Origin of the sequence: Vibrio sp. SNU_ST1 (genome assembly GCF_030563405.1) — a bacterium.
In the GTDB taxonomy this organism is placed as follows: Bacteria; Pseudomonadota; Gammaproteobacteria; order Enterobacterales; family Vibrionaceae; genus Vibrio.
Genome location: NZ_CP130748.1, coordinates 909586 through 926651 on the forward strand (window position 1 = coordinate 909586; position 17066 = coordinate 926651).

The 17066-nt window shown below is 44.3% G+C and carries 16 protein-coding genes and 1 tRNA gene; 12 read left to right on the forward strand and 5 right to left on the reverse strand.

Translation table 11 applies throughout. From position 1 onward, the window contains the following. Positions 1–3 precede the first annotated feature (3 nt). Complete coding sequence (gene minD, locus Q5H80_RS04130; protein ID WP_009848498.1) at positions 4–816, reverse strand: septum site-determining protein MinD; 813 nt, start codon at positions 814–816, stop codon at positions 4–6. Between the two features lie 21 nt (positions 817–837). Further along, positions 838–1500, reverse strand: coding sequence for a septum site-determining protein MinC (gene minC / locus Q5H80_RS04135; RefSeq protein WP_122046962.1), 663 nt, complete (start codon positions 1498–1500; stop codon positions 838–840). A 219-nt stretch (positions 1501–1719) separates the two neighbouring features. Between minC and Q5H80_RS04140 the strand changes: the two genes are divergently transcribed. The 4 genes from Q5H80_RS04140 to Q5H80_RS04155 all read left to right on the forward strand — a co-directional run bounded on the left by Q5H80_RS04140 (position 1720) and on the right by Q5H80_RS04155 (position 5546). Continuing rightward, a complete protein-coding gene (locus tag Q5H80_RS04140) occupies positions 1720–2010 on the forward strand; it encodes a YcgL domain-containing protein (RefSeq protein ID WP_304568932.1) in 291 nt (96 codons plus the stop codon). Between the two features lie 30 nt (positions 2011–2040). Beyond that, the gene (locus tag Q5H80_RS04145) at positions 2041–3039 is read left to right on the forward strand and encodes a lytic transglycosylase domain-containing protein (RefSeq protein WP_304568933.1); all 999 of its coding nucleotides are present in this window, start codon (positions 2041–2043) and stop codon (positions 3037–3039) included. Positions 3040–3220: 181 nt separating this feature from the next. Then, entirely contained in the window at positions 3221–4141 is a 921-nt protein-coding gene (locus tag Q5H80_RS04150; protein WP_304569372.1) for a LysR family transcriptional regulator, read from the forward strand. A gap of 205 nt (positions 4142–4346) precedes the next feature. Then, positions 4347–5546: a NupC/NupG family nucleoside CNT transporter gene (locus Q5H80_RS04155; protein WP_304568934.1), complete on the forward strand. Its 1200-nt coding sequence runs from the start codon at positions 4347–4349 to the stop codon at positions 5544–5546. 114 nt (positions 5547–5660) lie between these two features. On the opposite strand, the gene folD is transcribed toward Q5H80_RS04155, so the two are convergent. Further along, complete coding sequence (gene folD, locus Q5H80_RS04160) at positions 5661–6518, reverse strand: bifunctional methylenetetrahydrofolate dehydrogenase/methenyltetrahydrofolate cyclohydrolase FolD (RefSeq protein ID WP_012603477.1); 858 nt, start codon at positions 6516–6518, stop codon at positions 5661–5663. A gap of 211 nt (positions 6519–6729) precedes the next feature. Between folD and Q5H80_RS04165 the strand changes: the two genes are divergently transcribed. Together Q5H80_RS04165 and aroC are read left to right on the forward strand one after the other, a co-directional pair. Further along, a tRNA-Arg gene (locus tag Q5H80_RS04165) sits at positions 6730–6806 on the forward strand. Between the two features lie 270 nt (positions 6807–7076). Further along, a complete protein-coding gene (gene aroC / locus Q5H80_RS04170; RefSeq protein WP_060982239.1) occupies positions 7077–8162 on the forward strand; it encodes a chorismate synthase in 1086 nt (361 codons plus the stop codon). 112 nt (positions 8163–8274) lie between these two features. Here aroC and Q5H80_RS04175 read toward each other — a convergent pair whose 3' ends face one another. Next, complete coding sequence (locus Q5H80_RS04175; RefSeq protein ID WP_004734183.1) at positions 8275–8898, reverse strand: trimeric intracellular cation channel family protein; 624 nt, start codon at positions 8896–8898, stop codon at positions 8275–8277. 299 nt (positions 8899–9197) lie between these two features. Between Q5H80_RS04175 and Q5H80_RS04180 the strand changes: the two genes are divergently transcribed. The 3 genes from Q5H80_RS04180 to Q5H80_RS04190 all read left to right on the forward strand — a co-directional run bounded on the left by Q5H80_RS04180 (position 9198) and on the right by Q5H80_RS04190 (position 10711). Further along, on the forward strand, positions 9198–9728 hold the full coding sequence (locus tag Q5H80_RS04180) for an elongation factor P hydroxylase (RefSeq protein WP_029225616.1): 531 nt from the start codon (positions 9198–9200) through the stop codon (positions 9726–9728). 9 nt (positions 9729–9737) lie between these two features. Further along, positions 9738–10001: a YfcL family protein gene (locus Q5H80_RS04185; protein WP_009848738.1), complete on the forward strand. Its 264-nt coding sequence runs from the start codon at positions 9738–9740 to the stop codon at positions 9999–10001. A 188-nt stretch (positions 10002–10189) separates the two neighbouring features. Next, positions 10190–10711 carry an NADPH-dependent FMN reductase gene (locus Q5H80_RS04190; protein ID WP_304568935.1) on the forward strand — a complete coding sequence of 174 codons (522 nt, stop codon included), beginning with the start codon at positions 10190–10192 and terminating at the stop codon, positions 10709–10711. Between the two features lie 155 nt (positions 10712–10866). On the opposite strand, the gene mnmC is transcribed toward Q5H80_RS04190, so the two are convergent. Then, positions 10867–12945 carry a bifunctional tRNA (5-methylaminomethyl-2-thiouridine)(34)-methyltransferase MnmD/FAD-dependent 5-carboxymethylaminomethyl-2-thiouridine(34) oxidoreductase MnmC gene (mnmC, locus tag Q5H80_RS04195; protein WP_304568936.1) on the reverse strand — a complete coding sequence of 693 codons (2079 nt, stop codon included), beginning with the start codon at positions 12943–12945 and terminating at the stop codon, positions 10867–10869. Between the two features lie 128 nt (positions 12946–13073). Between mnmC and fabB the strand changes: the two genes are divergently transcribed. From fabB to Q5H80_RS04210, 3 genes are all read left to right on the forward strand, one after another. Further along, complete coding sequence (fabB, locus tag Q5H80_RS04200) at positions 13074–14285, forward strand: beta-ketoacyl-ACP synthase I (protein ID WP_009848735.1); 1212 nt, start codon at positions 13074–13076, stop codon at positions 14283–14285. A gap of 530 nt (positions 14286–14815) precedes the next feature. Then, entirely contained in the window at positions 14816–15949 is a 1134-nt protein-coding gene (locus Q5H80_RS04205) for a 4-phosphoerythronate dehydrogenase (RefSeq protein WP_304568937.1), read from the forward strand. A 12-nt stretch (positions 15950–15961) separates the two neighbouring features. Continuing rightward, positions 15962–16975 (forward strand): aspartate-semialdehyde dehydrogenase, encoded by a 1014-nt coding sequence (locus tag Q5H80_RS04210; RefSeq protein ID WP_304568938.1) that lies wholly within the window; start codon positions 15962–15964, stop codon positions 16973–16975. The last annotated feature ends 91 nt before the right edge of the window (positions 16976–17066 follow it).

Genomic DNA, 17066 nt, shown 5'->3' on the forward strand with positions numbered 1-17066 from the left:
GAATTAGCCCCCGAACAGTCTTTTGAAGATGCCTTTCTTCTGTTCCGTTAAGAAACGGAAGTCCACTTGGCTACCCAGTAGTCGTTCTACAGTATCATTGTAAGCCATACCTGCATCGGTTGCTTCGTCAAAAATAACTGGAACACCTTTGTTCGACGCGTTCAGTACTGCTTGGCTCTCTGGGATGACACCCAGTAGAGAGATGTGAAGAATCTCTTCAACGTCTTCAACACTGAGCATCTCACCTTGAGTTACACGTGCTGGGTTGTAGCGAGTCAGTAAAAGGTGCGTTTTCACTGGTTCTAAGCCATCTTCTGAACGACGAGATTTAGAATCAAGAATACCGAGAATACGGTCTGAGTCGCGTACAGAAGAGACTTCAGGGTTAGTCGTAACAATCGCTTCATCAGCAAAGTAAAGCGCCATTAGAGCGCCTTGCTCGATACCTGCAGGAGAATCGCAGATGATGAAATCAAAGCCCATTTCATCTAGTTCATCAAATACACGACGAACACCATCTTTTGTTAGTGCATCTTTATCACGAGTTTGAGAAGCCGGAAGAATGAATAGATTCTCTGTGCGCTTGTCTTTGATCATCGCTTGGTTCAGTGTCGCTTCGCCATTGATAACGTTAACGAAATCGTACACAACACGACGCTCACAACCCATGATTAAATCTAGGTTACGCAGACCGATATCAAAGTCGATAACTGCGGTTTTCTTCCCTTTTAAGGCTAAGCCTGAGGCAATAGCTGCACTGGAGGTCGTTTTGCCTACCCCGCCTTTACCTGACGTTACAACGATAATGCGTGCCATTTTGTTTTCCTTTTATTTCTCTTATATTGCGAGGACATCAACGTGTAATACATCGTTTGCCATACTGAACATGGTTTTCTTCTGCCAGTACTCGCTCTCAATTTGATCGCTGAGCCAGTAATTTCCAGCAATGGAAACCAGCTCGGCTTGTAAATCATTACAAATTATTTTTGCTTCAGTTTGACCACTGGCTCCTGCAATCGCACGACCACGTAAAGTACCATGGATATGGATGCTACCATCGGCTATCACTTCTGCGCCTGCACTTACATGGTTGAGGATCAATAGATCACTATCTTTTGCATACACTTGCTGACCAGAACGAATAGGGGTTCTCACCACTTTTATCGGAGCCATCTTCGCTGGAGCTTGAGAAGGAGATTTACTGGCTGTCATCACTGCAAAACCAGCCTCTTTCGCTAGGTTCTGCATACGTTTATCCGAACAACCAGCCACACCTACTGGGATCATGCCCGCTTGAGATATACCCTCTTTCAGTTGCACAAAATCGATATCACCCGCGACTTTGCTAATATTGATAACAACAGGTGCAGCAGCGAAAAAAGTGGGAGCTTGGTTTACTTTTTCTTGAAGAAAAGACACCGCATTTTCGACTTGATCATCGGATAAGTGCAAAACAGATAGCGTAAAACTGCTACCTTTTAGATCTGGGTTACTAGACATCGAAAACTACAGGACCTCAATAGCGGATTGGTACAATTTCTTTATCAATAAAATAAAGGGCGTTGCCTGAAACTAGGGTTATCATGTTATATTCCCAAACCAAGCACAGCAAGTAATCTTGTTGTCAAATGAACGTTTTGTTCCCAATATTTCCCTTAACATAAACTATTGATCTCGTAAGTGAGAGTTTTGTAGTCATAAACAATAAAAAGGTTTGTCATGCTGTGTTCTATATATAAAAGTTCAAAGAAAGAAGGAACATACCTTTATATCCCTAAGAAGGATGATTTCTCACAAGTTCCTGACGCATTGATGCAAATGTTTGGTAAACCTAGTTTTGTAATGGTAATTAAAATGGATGGCCGTAAACTGGCGCAAGTGAACATCGATAAAGTGAGAGAATCACTGAGCACCGATGGTTTCTTTTTGCAGGTTCCGCCACCACCGGTTAATGAACTTGAACTTCATAAAGAGCGTAAAGCTCAGCAAAACGTTCAAGACGAAGAGTGATAGCTACCTTAATTCAGGGAGGAGTGCTCGTTGAGTAAATTTTCGAAAACCATATTGGCTGTGTCGGCATTACTATTGGGTAATAGCCTGACCATTGGTTCGGTCCAAGCTGAAGAGCTGAGTTTTGAACAATATGTAGAGAAACTAAAGCAACAAGGCCGTGCAGAAGGCATTTCTGAAACGATCATTGATCAAGCCTTTGATGGTGTGACGTTTAAGCCAAGAGCGGTGAAAGCCGATAAGAATCAACCTGAGAAAAAACTGACTCTGGATGAATACATTCCACGCGCGGTTCCAGATTGGAAAGTGAAGCAGGCGAGATCGCTCTATAAGAAGCATTATTCAGCGTTGAAGCGCATTGGTGATGAATATGGTGTTCAACCAAGATTCATTGTCGCGCTATGGGGTGTTGAGAGTAACTTTGGTAAGTTCACGGGTAACTACAGTGTTATTGATGCTCTAACGACTATGGCCTATGAAGGACGTAGAGAAGCTTTCTTTCGTAGCGAAGCGATGGCGGCATTGAAGATACTTGATCAAGGCCACATTACACCACAAGAGATGAAAGGCTCTTGGGCTGGCGCGATGGGTCAACCTCAGTTTATGCCAAGCTCATTCTTAGCTTATGCTGCTGATGGTAATGGCGACGGCAAGAAAGATATTTGGGGTACTGAAGAGGATGTATTTGCTTCGGCGGCGAATTATCTAAGCCAATCAGGTTGGGATGACAAATATACTTGGGGCCGTCAGGTTCAAGTACCGTCGACCGTGTCTATTGAGATGCAAGGCCGAGGCGAAGACAAAGCGAAATACTTAAAAGAGTGGTCTGAACTTGGTATTAAGCGCTTTGACGATCGCCCATTGCCAACGCTTGATGAAGATATTAAAGCTTGGCTAATTATGCCAGACGATGAAACTGGCCGTTCTTACCTCATTTACAATAACTACAATGTGTTAATGAAGTGGAATCGTTCTTACTACTTTGCTTTGGCAGTAAGCCACCTAGCGGACAGGGTTAAGTTTGATTAATCGACCTAATTTGATTAGTAGACTTAATTTGGTTAATTGATTTAGGTCGCTTTGAATAGCATTTGGCCTACCATAGGCAGAACGAACTAAAGGACTCTTCGGAGTCCTTTTTCTTTTGATTAAATTTTATATTTCAGATATTTAAAAAGGTGGTCTTGTGCTAACAGACAGAGCTGCACAGATGGTGATATTCCATGCGCTGATCAAGCACGAAGGTTTTACCAGTGCTGCAAAAAGCTTGAACGTTTCGGTGTCTCATATCAGTAAGCAGGTTGCTTTGCTCGAAGACTCGATAGGTATCAAGCTAGTGCAAAGAACCACACGTAGCCTAACGTTAACTGAGGCTGGGGAAGTATTCTATCAGCACTGTGAACAGCTGTTTAACACAGTCAAAGCGGCTCAACTGGATATGGAAAGCCAGCGTGATGATATATCAGGAATCCTGCGCGTAGGCTTGTCACAATCATTTGGCACTCTGCATATCATTCCTGCGATTGATCAACTGAGACAGCTTTATCCTCAGTTGAGAATCGAGGTCCACTTGTTCGACTATAAGGTGGATATGATTGAAGAACGCTTGGATCTCTGGATCACCAACAATGAAGACTTGCCAGAAGGTTATATTGCACAGCGCTTAGCCGACAGTCAGTTTGTAGTGGCGGCATCACCGGATTATCTGATTAAAGCTGGTACTCCTCATGTGCCTTCGGACCTGATTGACCATAATTGCCTTATTTATCGCAGCCGTGAGCGTGACTACACGTCATGGGCGTTTGATAACGGGCAAGAAAACCTCAGTGTCAAAGTGGCGGGCGATTACTCGGTGGATTTGGCAGAGGCGGTACGAGACGCAGCTGTATCTGGGTGGGGTGTTGCTTATTTGGCGACTTATTTAGTCAAAGAAGAGTTTAGAACGGGCAAGTTAATCCAAGTATTACCGGAATGGAGAGCCAGTCAGTTGATGCCATTTTATGCCGTCTATCCGAGCCGAAAGAACATGCCAAAGAAGCTTTCAGCAGTGATTGAGTTCATCAAACAGCATGTTGGTTCGCCGACGTATTGGGACAAAAATCTCAAAACTTGTGTTGAGCTGCATCGTTAATTGTTTCCTAATTCATAAATATAATTTCCATATGGAAAAAGTATGCTTTTTGAACAAGTTAATCCATTAAAATTCAATGCGTTAATCTAATCTTGGGCAAGTTACTGATAATCCCAACATTACATTAACAACCGCACCTTGCCGCAAACGATTTCCTCTATACAATGCGTCGCCTTTCCTACCTACAACTTTTAGGTTGACGCATATGGCTTCCCTACTTGGAATTATCACTATTTTAGTAGCCGCTTGGTTACTATCTACGGACAGAAAAAATATCCCGCTAAGAACTGTCTCTTTGGCTTTCTTACTGCAAATCTCATTCGCGCTCTTGGTTCTTTATGTGCCAATGGGTAAAGAAGCGCTGAATGCAGCTACTGGTGCGGTGTCTAGCTTGATCAACTACGGTCAAGAGGGGATTAACTTCCTATTCGGTGGCCTAACGAATAACGGATTTGTTTTCGCTATTAACGTTCTCGGCATCATTATCTTTTTCTCTGCATTGATTTCAGGTTTGTATCACATCGGCTTTATGCCAAAGGTGATCAACATAATCGGCGGTGCTTTGCAGAAGTTTCTAGGCACAGGTCGTGCGGAGTCACTATCTGCAACGGCAAACATTTTTGTTGGCATGATCGAAGCGCCACTGGTGGTTAAGCCTTACCTAAAACATATGACGGACTCACAACTGTTTGCTGTGATGGTATGTGGTTTGGCTTCTGTTGCTGGCGGCACGCTAGTGGGTTATGCATCGCTGGGTGTTGACCTAAACTATCTGATCGCTGCGGCATTCATGTCGGCACCAGCTGGTCTATTGATGGCTAAAATCTTAGTACCAGGCAGCCCAGAGGATGTTCAAGAAAATATTGAGTCTGGTGTAGAGATTCCACGAGCAACAAACGTAGTTGAGGCAATGGCAGATGGGGCTATGTCTGGACTTCGTATTGCCGTTGCGGTGGGTGCGACACTTCTGGCCTTTATCAGTGTGATTGCGATGCTGAATGGCTTGTTAGGTATTGTTGGTGGCTGGTTTGGCGTAAACCTAAGCTTCGAACTTATCCTAGGTTATGTGTTCGCACCCGTTGCATGGCTGATAGGTGTACCGTGGTCTGAAGCTGTGGTTGCCGGCTCGCTGATCGGTAACAAGATTGTCGTGAACGAGTTCGTGGCTTTCATTCAGCTAATGGATGCTAAAGAGGCGCTAAGTGAGCACTCACAAGCGATCGTAACTTTTGCTCTATGTGGCTTTGCTAACATCTCTACAATGGCCATTCTGATTGGTGGTTTGGGTAGCTTAGTTCCAGAGCGTCGTTCTTTCATCTCACAATACGGTTTTAAAGCGATTTGTGCGGGTGTCTTTGCCAACCTAATGAGCGCAGCGATTGCTGGTGTGGTGCTTTCGCTTTAACAGCGACACCTTAAGTTACTTATACCGCTCGTTTTGTAATGGGTAATTATCAAAAAAGCCGCAACGTTCATCACGTTGCGGCTTTCTAATTCTATTTATACTGTTGTACATAGATTACTTCGAGTGAAACTGCTCACAAGCAATCATTGTGTTCTCAATCAGGCTCGCTACTGTCATTGGACCTACACCACCCGGTACTGGAGTGATGAAGCTTGCGCTTTCTTTCGCTACGTCGTATTCAACGTCACCCACTAGTTTGCCAGATTCCAAACGGTTGATACCTACATCGACCACAACAGCACCTTTCTTAATCCAAGCGCCAGGAATGAAGTTCGGCTTACCAACGGCAACTACAACAACGTCTGCTTGGCGTACGTGACCTTCAAGGTCTTTGGTGAAGCGGTGGCAGGTTGTTGTCGTACAACCGGCTAGAAGAAGCTCTAACGTCATTGGGCGACCTACGATATTTGATGCGCCAACTACAACCGCGTGCTTACCACGTAAGTCGATGTTGTAGCGGTCAAGCAACGTAATGATGCCTTTAGGCGTACAAGAGCGAAGCTTAGGCATACGCTGAGCCAAACGACCTACGTTGTATGGGTGGAAGCCATCAACGTCTTTTTCCGGCGTGATGCGCTCAAGAACTTGAGTGCTATCAATACCAGCTGGTAGAGGAAGTTGAACAAGAATACCGTCAATCTCTGGGTCTTCGTTCAGTTGGTCTACCAGTGTTAATAATTCGTCTTCTGTCGCAGTGGCTGGCAAGTCGTAAGATTTAGATACGAAGCCAACTTCTTCACATGCTTTACGCTTACTTCCCACGTAAACCTGAGAAGCAGGGTCTTCACCCACTAAAACAACCGCTAGGCCCGGAGCGCGTAATCCAGCTTGAGTGCGAGCTTTTACACGAGCCGCAACTTCAGAGCGAACCGTTTGAGAAATTAGCTTTCCATCAATATTTTGAGCAGTCATGAATTTCCTTAGTATTGATATTCAAGTTAGTGGCTGATGTTTTTGGCGCATTATTCCAGAAAATCTTTTTGATTACCATCAAGCAAACGTTTGCTTTGTTCTATTTTCCAACACTTATAATCCTATTGCACTTTTTTTACTCACTTGGATCAGAATGTTACATAAAGCCGTTGCTTTACTGATTCGAATTCGTATAATCCTTCCCTGTAGCGCGCCCTTAGCTCAGCTGGATAGAGCACCTCCCTTCTAAGGAGGTGGTCGAAGGTTCGAATCCTTCAGGGCGTACCACTATTTAAAGAAACCCGATAATTCTCTGAATTGTCGGGTTTTTTGCTTTCTTACCATCATAAAAACAATCGTCTTCAATCGCCACTCATTTTCCCTCGTTATTCATTTCATTAGGCTGATGTAATAGAAAGTTAAAATTGTTGGTTTTTTGGGGTTTACATCATTTGGTAATAAAGCCAATATGAATTCACGAAGAATAGACAAGTAAAGCTGTTAGCCCGTAGGTTTAGGAATCAAACCTTCTGCTCAATGGCTGATTTAGAGGAAGTAATGGCAGGAAACAGTATCGGACAACATTTCCGCGTGACTACGTTCGGAGAAAGTCACGGTATCGCACTAGGATGTATCGTAGATGGGTGCCCACCAGGATTAGAAATTACCGAAGCAGACCTTCAAAGAGATTTGGATCGTCGTCGCCCAGGTACTTCTCGTTATACAACGGCTCGCCGTGAAGCGGATGAAGTGAAAATCTTATCAGGTGTATTTGAAGGCCAAACTACGGGTACTTCTATTGGTCTATTGATTGAAAACACAGACCAACGCTCTAAAGACTATTCCGAAATTAAAGACAAGTTCCGCCCTGGCCACGCTGATTATACCTACCATCAAAAGTACGGTGTGCGTGATTACCGAGGTGGCGGTCGCTCTTCTGCTCGTGAAACTGCAATGCGTGTTGCGGCAGGTGCGATTGCGAAGAAATACCTTAAGCAAGAATTTGGTGTTGAAATCCAAGCTTATCTTTCTCAAATGGGTGATATCTCAATTGATAAAGTGGATTGGAGCGAGATCGAAAACAACGCTTTCTTCTGTCCTGATGCCGACAAAGTACCAGAATTTGACCAACTGATTCGTGATTTGCTAAAAGAAGGCAACTCGATCGGTGCGAAGATTCAAGTGGTTGCGACTAAAGTGCCTGTAGGCCTTGGTGAACCAATCTTTGATCGTCTAGATGCCGACATCGCACACGCTCTTATGAGTATCAATGCGGTGAAAGGTGTTGAGATTGGTGATGGTTTTGATGTGGTTAATCAGCGCGGTAGTGAACACCGTGATCCATTAACTCCAGAAGGCTTCAGCAGTAATCATGCTGGTGGTATCTTAGGCGGTATTTCTACTGGCCAAGATATTGTGGCAAGTATTGCACTTAAGCCGACATCAAGCATTACCGTTCCTGGTGACACGATCACCAAAGACGGTGAAGCAACGCAGTTAATCACTAAAGGTCGTCACGATCCATGTGTTGGTATCCGTGCAGTGCCTATTGCTGAAGCGATGCTGGCTATCGTGTTGCTTGATCACTTACTACGTCACCGTGGCCAAAACTTTGGTGTGACAACAGAAACACCAAAAATCTAGTTCTGCTTCGTTTTATTCAGAACAGATTTGAAACTGATTTGAGAGACACCAAAAGGGTTGCTTCGTAATGAAGCAACCCTTTTTATATTCTGCGTCATCGAGAATATATTATCTAATGCACAGAGCTTTCCGGATCAAGCTGGAACGAAGGCAAGCGCCATTTGAATCTCACTGCTGCCATGCGCAGTAAATAGCCTACAACCAATGTCACGATCGTCGCGGTCACATCGTTGATGCCTAGTTCAAGAAGACCTAAGTACAAGCCTGAAGCGACAAGGGCGACAGATGCGTACAACTCTTCATGCAAGACTAGTGGCGTTTGACGACAGATAAGGTCACGTAGCAAACCACCAAACACGCCAGTCACTAATGCAGACACCATACAAATCATTGGATGCAGACCCATGGTCATCGCTACTTTAGTACCAATGATACTGAATACGATAAGCCCCAACGCATCCAAACGAATGAACAAGCCTTTTAGTTTGATTACCCATTTGGCTAATCCCGTTGTGATAACACCAGCAATACAAGTGATCGCCAGATACTGGGGGTTTTCAACCCAGCCTAATGGGTAATGACCGAGTAAAATGTCTCTTACTGTACCGCCGCCAATTGCCGTTGCACTTGCAACCAGCATTACACCAAACCAATCCATTTTTTGTTTGCCAGCACTGAGAGCACCGGTCATGGCTTCTGCCGTGATGCCAATGATATACAAAACACTTAGTAGCATTGCTGTAGCTCTATAATTTAGGTCTATAAATTGGAGTCTTATAGGCCATAGGGATATAAAAATGAAGCGCGAGTGTAGTAGTAAAAACGCTGATTGACGAATGAATATTTGTACCGTGAATAGGCATTTCAGATTAGCTAAACTAATCATTCACCTCAAAGTGGTGTAATCTGGGATCAGCAATCGATTGTCATCGTAAAGTATTATGATGAACCTAATATCATTGCCAGTGATAGGGCTTTACCGAGCGCTTAAAAAAACGCAAAATGCCCCAGTTCTTTTTACTTAAATTTGATTTTATGACACACCAATACCCAGACATCATCGACATTTTCAATCAAACCTTTTTCGAGAGCTTCAATACTAAGCTAGAACTGGGAGCGGACGAGCCCATTTACCTGCCTGCCGATGAGGAGATTCCTCATCACCGTATCGTTTTTGCTCGTGGCTTTTATGCTTCAGCACTTCATGAGATAGCGCACTGGTGTGTGGCTGGTCCTGAGCGTCGCTTATTGGAAGATTTTGGTTACTGGTATGAGCCTGATGGCCGAACTGAGTCGGTTCAAGCTGAGTTTGAAAAAGTGGAAATTCGCCCACAAGCGTATGAATGGATCATTGCGACCAGCGCAGGCTTTCCTTTTAATGTCAGCTGTGACAATCTACACGGCGATTTTGAGCCAGATCGTTTGGCCTTTATGAATAAAGTACACAGCGAAGTTATGGGTATCTTTGAAGCTGGTCTGCCGCCTCGCGTGAAAATGCTCTCTGAAGCATTACGCAGCTTCTACGATGTAGAACCTTTATGTACTAGCCAATTTATTGTGAAATAAGAGAATATTATGATTATCGAATTTGAAGAAAAACTACTTGAATTAATTGATGCTCGCATTGAAAACGCATCAGATGATGAACTGTTTGCTGGTGGTTACTTACGTGGTCATATTTCTCTTTCAGTAGCTTCATGTGAAGAAGACGGTATTGAAGACGTAGCAGAAGTTAAATTGCGTATTGAGAAGAGCCTAGAAGACGCACGTTCTGAATTGACGCCAGCCGATCGTACGATCGTTAATGACCTTTGGGTTGAGCTGCAAAACCAAGCTTAATTTTAGTCGTTTAGCATTATTCGTCTAGCGCTATTCGCTCACAATTCTCCCTCCTCATTTTTGAGCGAACCAATAATTTGAGACTCATTCGAATTTTTTGAATGAGTCCGTTCAATCCTTGTGATGGTTCCATTTTCTGACTACGTTATTCTAATCCCACTTAACGGAATCACAGAAAAGGTCACATCATGAAAGTTATCGCATTCGGCGCAAGCACCAGCTCTACCTCTATCAACAAAACTCTAGCAACTTACGCAGCTAACTTGATTGAAGGTGCTGAAGTCAAAGTTCTAAACATCAACGATTACAACGTTCCTATGTTCAGTGAAGACACTGAAAAAGAGATTGGTCAAGCGGAAGGTGCTCAAGCATTCCTACGTGACCTAGCAGAAGCTGACGCATTTGTTATCTCTTTCGCTGAGCACAACGGCCACTACCCAGCGGCGTACAAAAACCTATTTGACTGGACGACACGCATTGAGCGTGCAGTATTTGGCGAGAAACCTGCGGTTTACTTAGCGACATCACCAGGCCCTGGTGGCGCACAAACAGTACTTGGCGCAGCAACTGGTTCGGCTCCGTACTTTGGTGGTAACGTTAAAGCATCGCTTTCAGTGCCTAGCTTCTACGATAACTTTGATTTTGAGTCTGGTGCTATCAGCAACGAAGAGATCGCCCAACAGATTAAAGACGCGGTTGCTAAGCTGTAAATACTGCTCCGTTTAGAACATCAGTTTAGATCAACACGAACAACAAAAAGCCCGAGTGACATAATGTCGCTCGGGCTTTCTAGCTTTTAGCCTTTAGTTTTTAGATATTTCTGATATTCAGAAACTTCAGATGTTCAGAATAGCTGAACTAGAAACTATGAATTTGATTTAGAGTGCTTGTCTGCAACCCATCCAGCCGTTAATGCTTTGCCTTTACGCAGTCTGCGCACCCACATTCTGCTTGGGTGAATCGCCTCAAGCACATCGACAGGTAAGGGAAGCGGATCGCCACAAATTTGTGATGCTAACACTTCAGCTAATAATGGCGCAGAGCTCAAGCCGCGTGAGCCTAGCCCGATAAAGCAGTATAGGTTAGGGAAGCTTGTTACCGTTTGAACATCATCAATAGAGTGACGTTGCGGGTTGAAGTTGTGCAGGTCTTGGTACTGTTCTTTGATTGATTCAAAATCGCCAACGTTTCCGACAAACGGGAGGTGGTCACGGCTTACGCTTCGGATACCTTGGCGCGCTAAGTTGTCACTGGTGTCGACATCTTTTGTCCATACTTGGTCTGGTAGAGACCCATGTAGGCGCTCGCCATTGTGCTGTTGAACCTCAATATCAAATTCCTGGTCGATATTGGTTTTGTCGTAGTTCGCACCAATACAGTGATGACCATTGTTTGGATTCTGCGGCGTAAGATAGCCATCAAAGCACAACACGGTTTTTAGTTGGCTGAGATTTTCCGTGGTAGGAATATGGCTCACTTGGCCTTTTACTGGCGTCAGAGGTACGGGGCGAGTTTGTTCAAATTGGGTGAACTTGTGCCCGTTAGCAACAACCACTTGGTCGTGTTTGGCTTGAATTTCGCCTTGAGGTGTATCAATGGTCAGCAGCCATTGTTGCTCTGCGTCTAACCATTCAAGTTGTGTTATTTGATGTTGGTAGTGTGCGCTCACTTTGTTGGTCTCTACTAACTTGCCAATCAAGCCTTGAGTTAGCTGAAGCGGGCTTAGCCACCCACCCAGTGGGAAGTAAACACTCTCTTTATCGACGGGTAAGCCAATCTTTTCGTTGGCTTGCTCTGGCGATAAACGCTGAATCAAATCGGTGTGGAAGTTGCCTTCTAACATACGGTTGAGCTTTTTAGTGGAGCCTTCATCCCACATCAAAATGTTCACGCCACACCAGTGGTGATCGAAGTTTATTGATTGTGCTGCTTGATTAATAAATTGGCGGGCAAACAATAAGCTAGGTCCAAATATTCTTGAAACATTAGATGTTGCTTCGCTGAGTAGCGGATAAATGGCACCTTGATTGTTGCCAGAGGCATTTCCCGCGGCTTGTTGGTGTTCACAATAAAGGGTGATGTTTTTACCACGACGACTTAGCGTTTTGGCTAATGCAGCACTGGCGACACCACCACCAATGATCGCAATGTCTTGTGATTCACTGTGCTCTGAAAGGCCATACCAAGGTTTGATGTTGGTGTGAGCGCGCTTTTCGCCAAGTCGGCCTGCAATCATTTCCCGTTTGGTACCAAAGCCTTTAACTTTTTTCATCGCAAAGCCAGCTTCGATTAAACCACGGCGAACAAAACCAGCGGCGGTAAACGTTGCACAGCTGCAATCTTGTTTTGCCAGTTTGGCCATGCCGTTGAATAGGTTTTGATTCCACATTTCAGGGTTTTTACTTGGCGCAAAACCGTCTAAGAACCAAGCGTCAACCAAACCTTCCTGCGGAGTAGGCACGTTTGGCATACAATCCTTAATATCACCAAACCACAAATCAAGCGTGATCGCACCATCACCCAGCACAATGCGGTGACATTCAGGTAGGGCAATCGGATAGTGTTCTTGAAGTTGTGTCGCATACTCCGCTAATTCTGGCCACGATTGGTGGGCTTTGATGAGGTCATCTTTATTGAGAGGATATTTTTCAAAACTGATGAAATGTAACTCTTTGGTCATAGCATGTGGGTTATCTTTAAGAAAAGCATCGAACCATTGCCAGACTGCGAGAAAGTTTAAACCTGTACCAAAACCGGTTTCAGCAATCACAAAACGGCGCTGTTGATGTTCAACCCAACGCTCTGGAAGGTGGTTTTGTTTTAAAAAGACGTAGCGAGTTTCTTCTAAACCGTTAACATTAGAGAAGTAAACGTCGTCAAATTGGTCTGAAACTGGCGTGCCAGACTCATTCCATTCCAGTTCTGCATTAGTAATTGAAGTCATAAAATCTATCATTTTGTGATTTGAAGCGATATGTTGGTAGGGATTGTACGAATTTCTAGGAAAGCTGACCACTTTTGTTAGGCTTCTTAGTTATCATCTAGCTGAATTTAGAATTATAGGAATGTCACATGAAACGAGTCGTAATCACCGGTATGGGTATTGTTTCAAGTATCGGTAACAACGTCGAAGAAGTTTTAGCATCACTGAAAGAGGGTAAATCAGGTATTACCGCTTCAGAGCAGTTCAAGGAAAATGGCTTGCGCTCTCAAGTATGGGGTAACCTAAAAATGAACCCTGCTGACCATATCGATCGCAAAAAAATGCGCTTTATGGGTGATGCAGCGGCATTCGCTTATCTTTCAATGGAGCAAGCAATTGCTGACTCTGGTTTAACTGAAGATCAAGTATCTAATGACCGCACGGGTATCGTAGCGGGTTCTGGTGGTGCTTCATCTCTAAACCAAGTAAACGCAGTAGACATCATCCGTGAAAAAGGCGTGAAGCGCGTTGGCCCATACATGGTTCCACGTACAATGGCTTCTACGGTTTCTGCTTGTCTAGCAACACCTTTCAAAATCCGTGGTGTGAACTACTCTATGAGTTCTGCATGTGCAACATCTGCGCACTGTATCGGTCACGCAATGGAGCTTATCCAACTTGGTAAGCAAGACGTAGTATTCGCTGGTGGCGGTGAAGAACTGGATTGGTCTCTGACTATGATGTTCGACGCAATGGGCGCACTTTCTACTAAGTACAACGACACGCCAGAATTGGCTTCTCGTACTTACGATGCTGACCGTGACGGTTTCGTTATCTCTGGTGGCGGCGGTATGTTAGTTATCGAAGAGCTTGAGCACGCTGTTGCTCGTGGTGCGAAAATCTATGGCGAGATCGTAGGTTACGGCGCAACTTCAGATGGCTACGACATGGTTGCTCCTTCTGGTGAAGGCGCGGTTCGTTGTATGAAGATGGCAATGCAAAACGTTGATGGCGTTGACTACGTGAACACTCACGGTACTTCAACTCCTGTTGGTGACGTTAAAGAACTTGGCGCAATCCAAGAAGTCTTTGGCGGCAACAGCCCAGCAATCTCAGCAACTAAAGCGATGACAGGTCACGCTCTAGGTGCAGCTGGTGTACACGAAGCAATTTACTCAACACTAATGCTTGATAATGGCTTTATCGCACCAAGCATCAACGTTGCAAACTTAGACGAAGCGGGCGAAGGCCTAGACATCGTAACCGAAGCTCGTGAACAAGAGCTAACAACGGTTATGTCTAACAGCTTTGGTTTCGGCGGTACGAACGCAACGCTAGTAATCAAAAAATACCAAGGCTAATTGAAGCTAAGGTTAAATTAATAAAAGGTTAATCGTTAGTGGGTGATGTGAGTGCTGATTCAACACGCACAGGTCGCTCATTAACCCTGACCAACAGAACAAAGCTTTTTAAACATAGATTTTCAAACGTGTTTTTAAACCCTAGCTTTGTAAGCTTCGCTTTAGAAAATCGTTTTTTAAATTTGAGTTTAGAAATTGAAAGGTTTCCAGAGCTTGATCAGTACTGGCTTTGGTTAGTACTGGTTGAACAGACGCAAGACTCTGTCTCCTGGAGAGCGAGATAGGATCCTTTTGTTCTGGATGTTTGCCCGATTGTTTATTCAATCGGGCATTTTTCGTTTTAGTCTTCTGACTTTAGTTTTCTCATTTCAGGTAGTCGTTCTTATTACTGCTTTTGCTTGTGCAGACTTGGCGATTCAACCCTTTATTTATAATGTATTCCAATTGCTACTCGACACCGTGTGTGGAATTTTGCACAATCATTTCAATTCACATTTAGGTCGATAGACCCCAACAAAAGTACTCGCCAAATGAAAATCTTAATCGACGAAAATATGCCTTACGCTGAAGCGCTTTTTAGCCAGCTAGGGGAAGTGACAATGAAGTCTGGTCGCACATTAACAGCTGACGACCTAGTTGACGTAGACGCATTGATGATTCGCTCTGTTACCAAAGTAAACGAGTCATTAATCAGCAAAGCCAATAAGCTGAAGTTTGTCGGTACTGCGACGGCTGGTATGGATCACGTTGACCAAGAATTGATGAAAGAGCGTGGCATTTTCTTTACTGCAGCCCCAGGCTGTAACAAGGTGGGTGTGGCTGAGTACGCGTTCAGTGCGATGATGGTTCTTGCACAGCAGCAAGGCTTCTCTGTTTTTGATAAAACGGTTGGTATTATCGGCTGTGGCCAAGTTGGCAGCTACTTAGCGAAGTGCCTAGAGGGCATCGGTATCAAAGTTTTGCTGAACGATCCTCTAAAACAGCAAGAGGGTGATACTCGCGAATTTACTGAGCTAGATACTCTGCTTGAGCAGTCAGACGTCATCACTCTGCATACGCCAATCACTAAGACAGGTGAGTTCCCAACGCATCATTTGATCAATGAGCAAGTACTGAACAATTTACGTGCTGACCAAATTCTGATTAATGCGGCTCGTGGTCCTGTGGTTGATAACCAAGCGCTAAAAGCTCGCTTGCAAAAAGTTGACGGTTTTACTGCGGTTCTGGATGTGTTTGAGTTTGAACCTGAAGTTGACATGGAATTACTTCCGCTGCTTGCTTTCGCAACGCCTCACGTAGCGGGCTACGGTTTAGAGGGTAAAGCACGTGGTACCACGATGATCTTCAACAGTTATTGTGAGTTTTTAGGTACGGAACAACGTGCTTATGCAAGCGACCTTCTGTCGACAGCGCCAGTGCCTCAAATGAAATTAGATAGAGCTTGGGATGAAGCAACACTGCACAATTTGACTCAGTTGATCTATGATGTGCGCAAAGACGACGCCTTATTCCGTCGCAATATCTCTACGCCGGGTTCTTTTGACAAGATGCGTAAAGAATATTGGGACCGCAGAGAGTACAGTGCAGTCGAGTTAACGGGCGACGAATCTTGTAATTTAACGCCGTTATCTAAACTCGGTTTTATGGTAAAGCCAACTTTATAAAAGAGAGAAACAATGAGCCAAGAATTTAATATTGCTATTTTAGGTGCGACTGGTGCGGTTGGTGAAACCATTCTTGAAGTACTTAAAGAGCGTAAATTCCCTGTCGGTGAAATGCACTTACTAGCAAGTGAACGTAGTGAAGGCAAAACTTCCCGTTTTAACGGCAAAACAATACAAGTACAAAACGTAGAAGACTTCGATTGGTCTCAAGTACATATTGCGTTTTTCTCTGCAGGTAGCGATCTTTCAGAGCGTTGGGCTCCAATCGCCGCTGACGAAGGTGTGGTTGTTATCGATAACACATCACGTTTCCGTTATGAATACGATGTTCCTCTGGTTGTGCCTGAAGTGAACCCTGAAGCAATTGCTGAGTTCCGTAACCGTAACATCATCGCGAACCCTAACTGCTCGACTATCCAAATGGTAGTGGCACTAAAACCAATTCACGATGAAGTGGGCCTTGAGCGTATTAACGTTTCAACTTACCAATCTGTGTCTGGTGCAGGTAAGCCAGGTATCGATGAGCTAGCAGGTCAGACGGCTAAGCTTCTTAACGGTATGCCAGCTGACAAGTCAGCGTTCTCACAGCAGATCGCGTTCAACTGTATTCCTCAAATCGATGAATTTACAGAGAACGGCTACACCCGTGAAGAGATGAAGATGGTTTGGGAAACTCAGAAGATCTTTGCTGATTCATCAATCACGGTTAATCCGACTTGTGTTCGTGTTCCTGTGTTCTATGGTCACGCTGAATCTCTACACATTGAAACTCGCGCGCCAATCGGTGCTGAGCAAGTTGTTCAGCTTTTAGAGAACACGGAAGGTGTTGAAGTTTTCCAAGCTTTAGATTTCCCAACTCAGGTTCGTGATGCAGGTGGTAAAGACCACGTAATGGTTGGTCGTATTCGTAACGACATCAGCCATCACAGCGGTGTGAACATGTGGGTGGTTGCTGATAACGTTCGTAAAGGCGCAGCAACAAACGCAGTTCAAATCGCTGAAGTTCTGATTCGCGATTACTTCTAAGCTTCACTGCTTTGATAAACAAGCCTCACTCTATTAGTGGGGCTTTTTTAATCGATTGAAAATATTGTTAGTCAAATTGTGTGAAATTGCT

Bases quoted from the DNA above. Each gene is read 5' to 3' on its own strand.
- Q5H80_RS04155 (WP_304568934.1), top strand. From the start codon at position 4,347: ATGGCTTCCCTACTTGGAATTATCACTATTTTAGTAGCCGCTTGGTTA.
- Q5H80_RS04210 (WP_304568938.1), top strand. From the start codon at position 15,962: ATGAGCCAAGAATTTAATATTGCTATTTTAGGTGCGACTGGTGCGGTT.
- Q5H80_RS04175 (WP_004734183.1), bottom strand. From the start codon at position 8,898: ATGCTACTAAGTGTTTTGTATATCATTGGCATCACGGCAGAAGCCATG.
- minC (WP_122046962.1), bottom strand. From the start codon at position 1,500: ATGTCTAGTAACCCAGATCTAAAAGGTAGCAGTTTTACGCTATCTGTT.
- mnmC (WP_304568936.1), bottom strand. From the start codon at position 12,945: ATGACTTCAATTACTAATGCAGAACTGGAATGGAATGAGTCTGGCACG.
- fabB (WP_009848735.1), top strand. From the start codon at position 13,074: ATGAAACGAGTCGTAATCACCGGTATGGGTATTGTTTCAAGTATCGGT.
- aroC (WP_060982239.1), top strand. From the start codon at position 7,077: ATGGCAGGAAACAGTATCGGACAACATTTCCGCGTGACTACGTTCGGA.
- Q5H80_RS04190 (WP_304568935.1), top strand. From the start codon at position 10,190: ATGAAAGTTATCGCATTCGGCGCAAGCACCAGCTCTACCTCTATCAAC.
- Q5H80_RS04140 (WP_304568932.1), top strand. From the start codon at position 1,720: ATGCTGTGTTCTATATATAAAAGTTCAAAGAAAGAAGGAACATACCTT.
- minD (WP_009848498.1), bottom strand. From the start codon at position 816: ATGGCACGCATTATCGTTGTAACGTCAGGTAAAGGCGGGGTAGGCAAA.
- Q5H80_RS04205 (WP_304568937.1), top strand. From the start codon at position 14,816: ATGAAAATCTTAATCGACGAAAATATGCCTTACGCTGAAGCGCTTTTT.
- folD (WP_012603477.1), bottom strand. From the start codon at position 6,518: ATGACTGCTCAAAATATTGATGGAAAGCTAATTTCTCAAACGGTTCGC.
- Q5H80_RS04185 (WP_009848738.1), top strand. From the start codon at position 9,738: ATGATTATCGAATTTGAAGAAAAACTACTTGAATTAATTGATGCTCGC.
- Q5H80_RS04180 (WP_029225616.1), top strand. From the start codon at position 9,198: ATGACACACCAATACCCAGACATCATCGACATTTTCAATCAAACCTTT.
- Q5H80_RS04150 (WP_304569372.1), top strand. From the start codon at position 3,221: ATGGTGATATTCCATGCGCTGATCAAGCACGAAGGTTTTACCAGTGCT.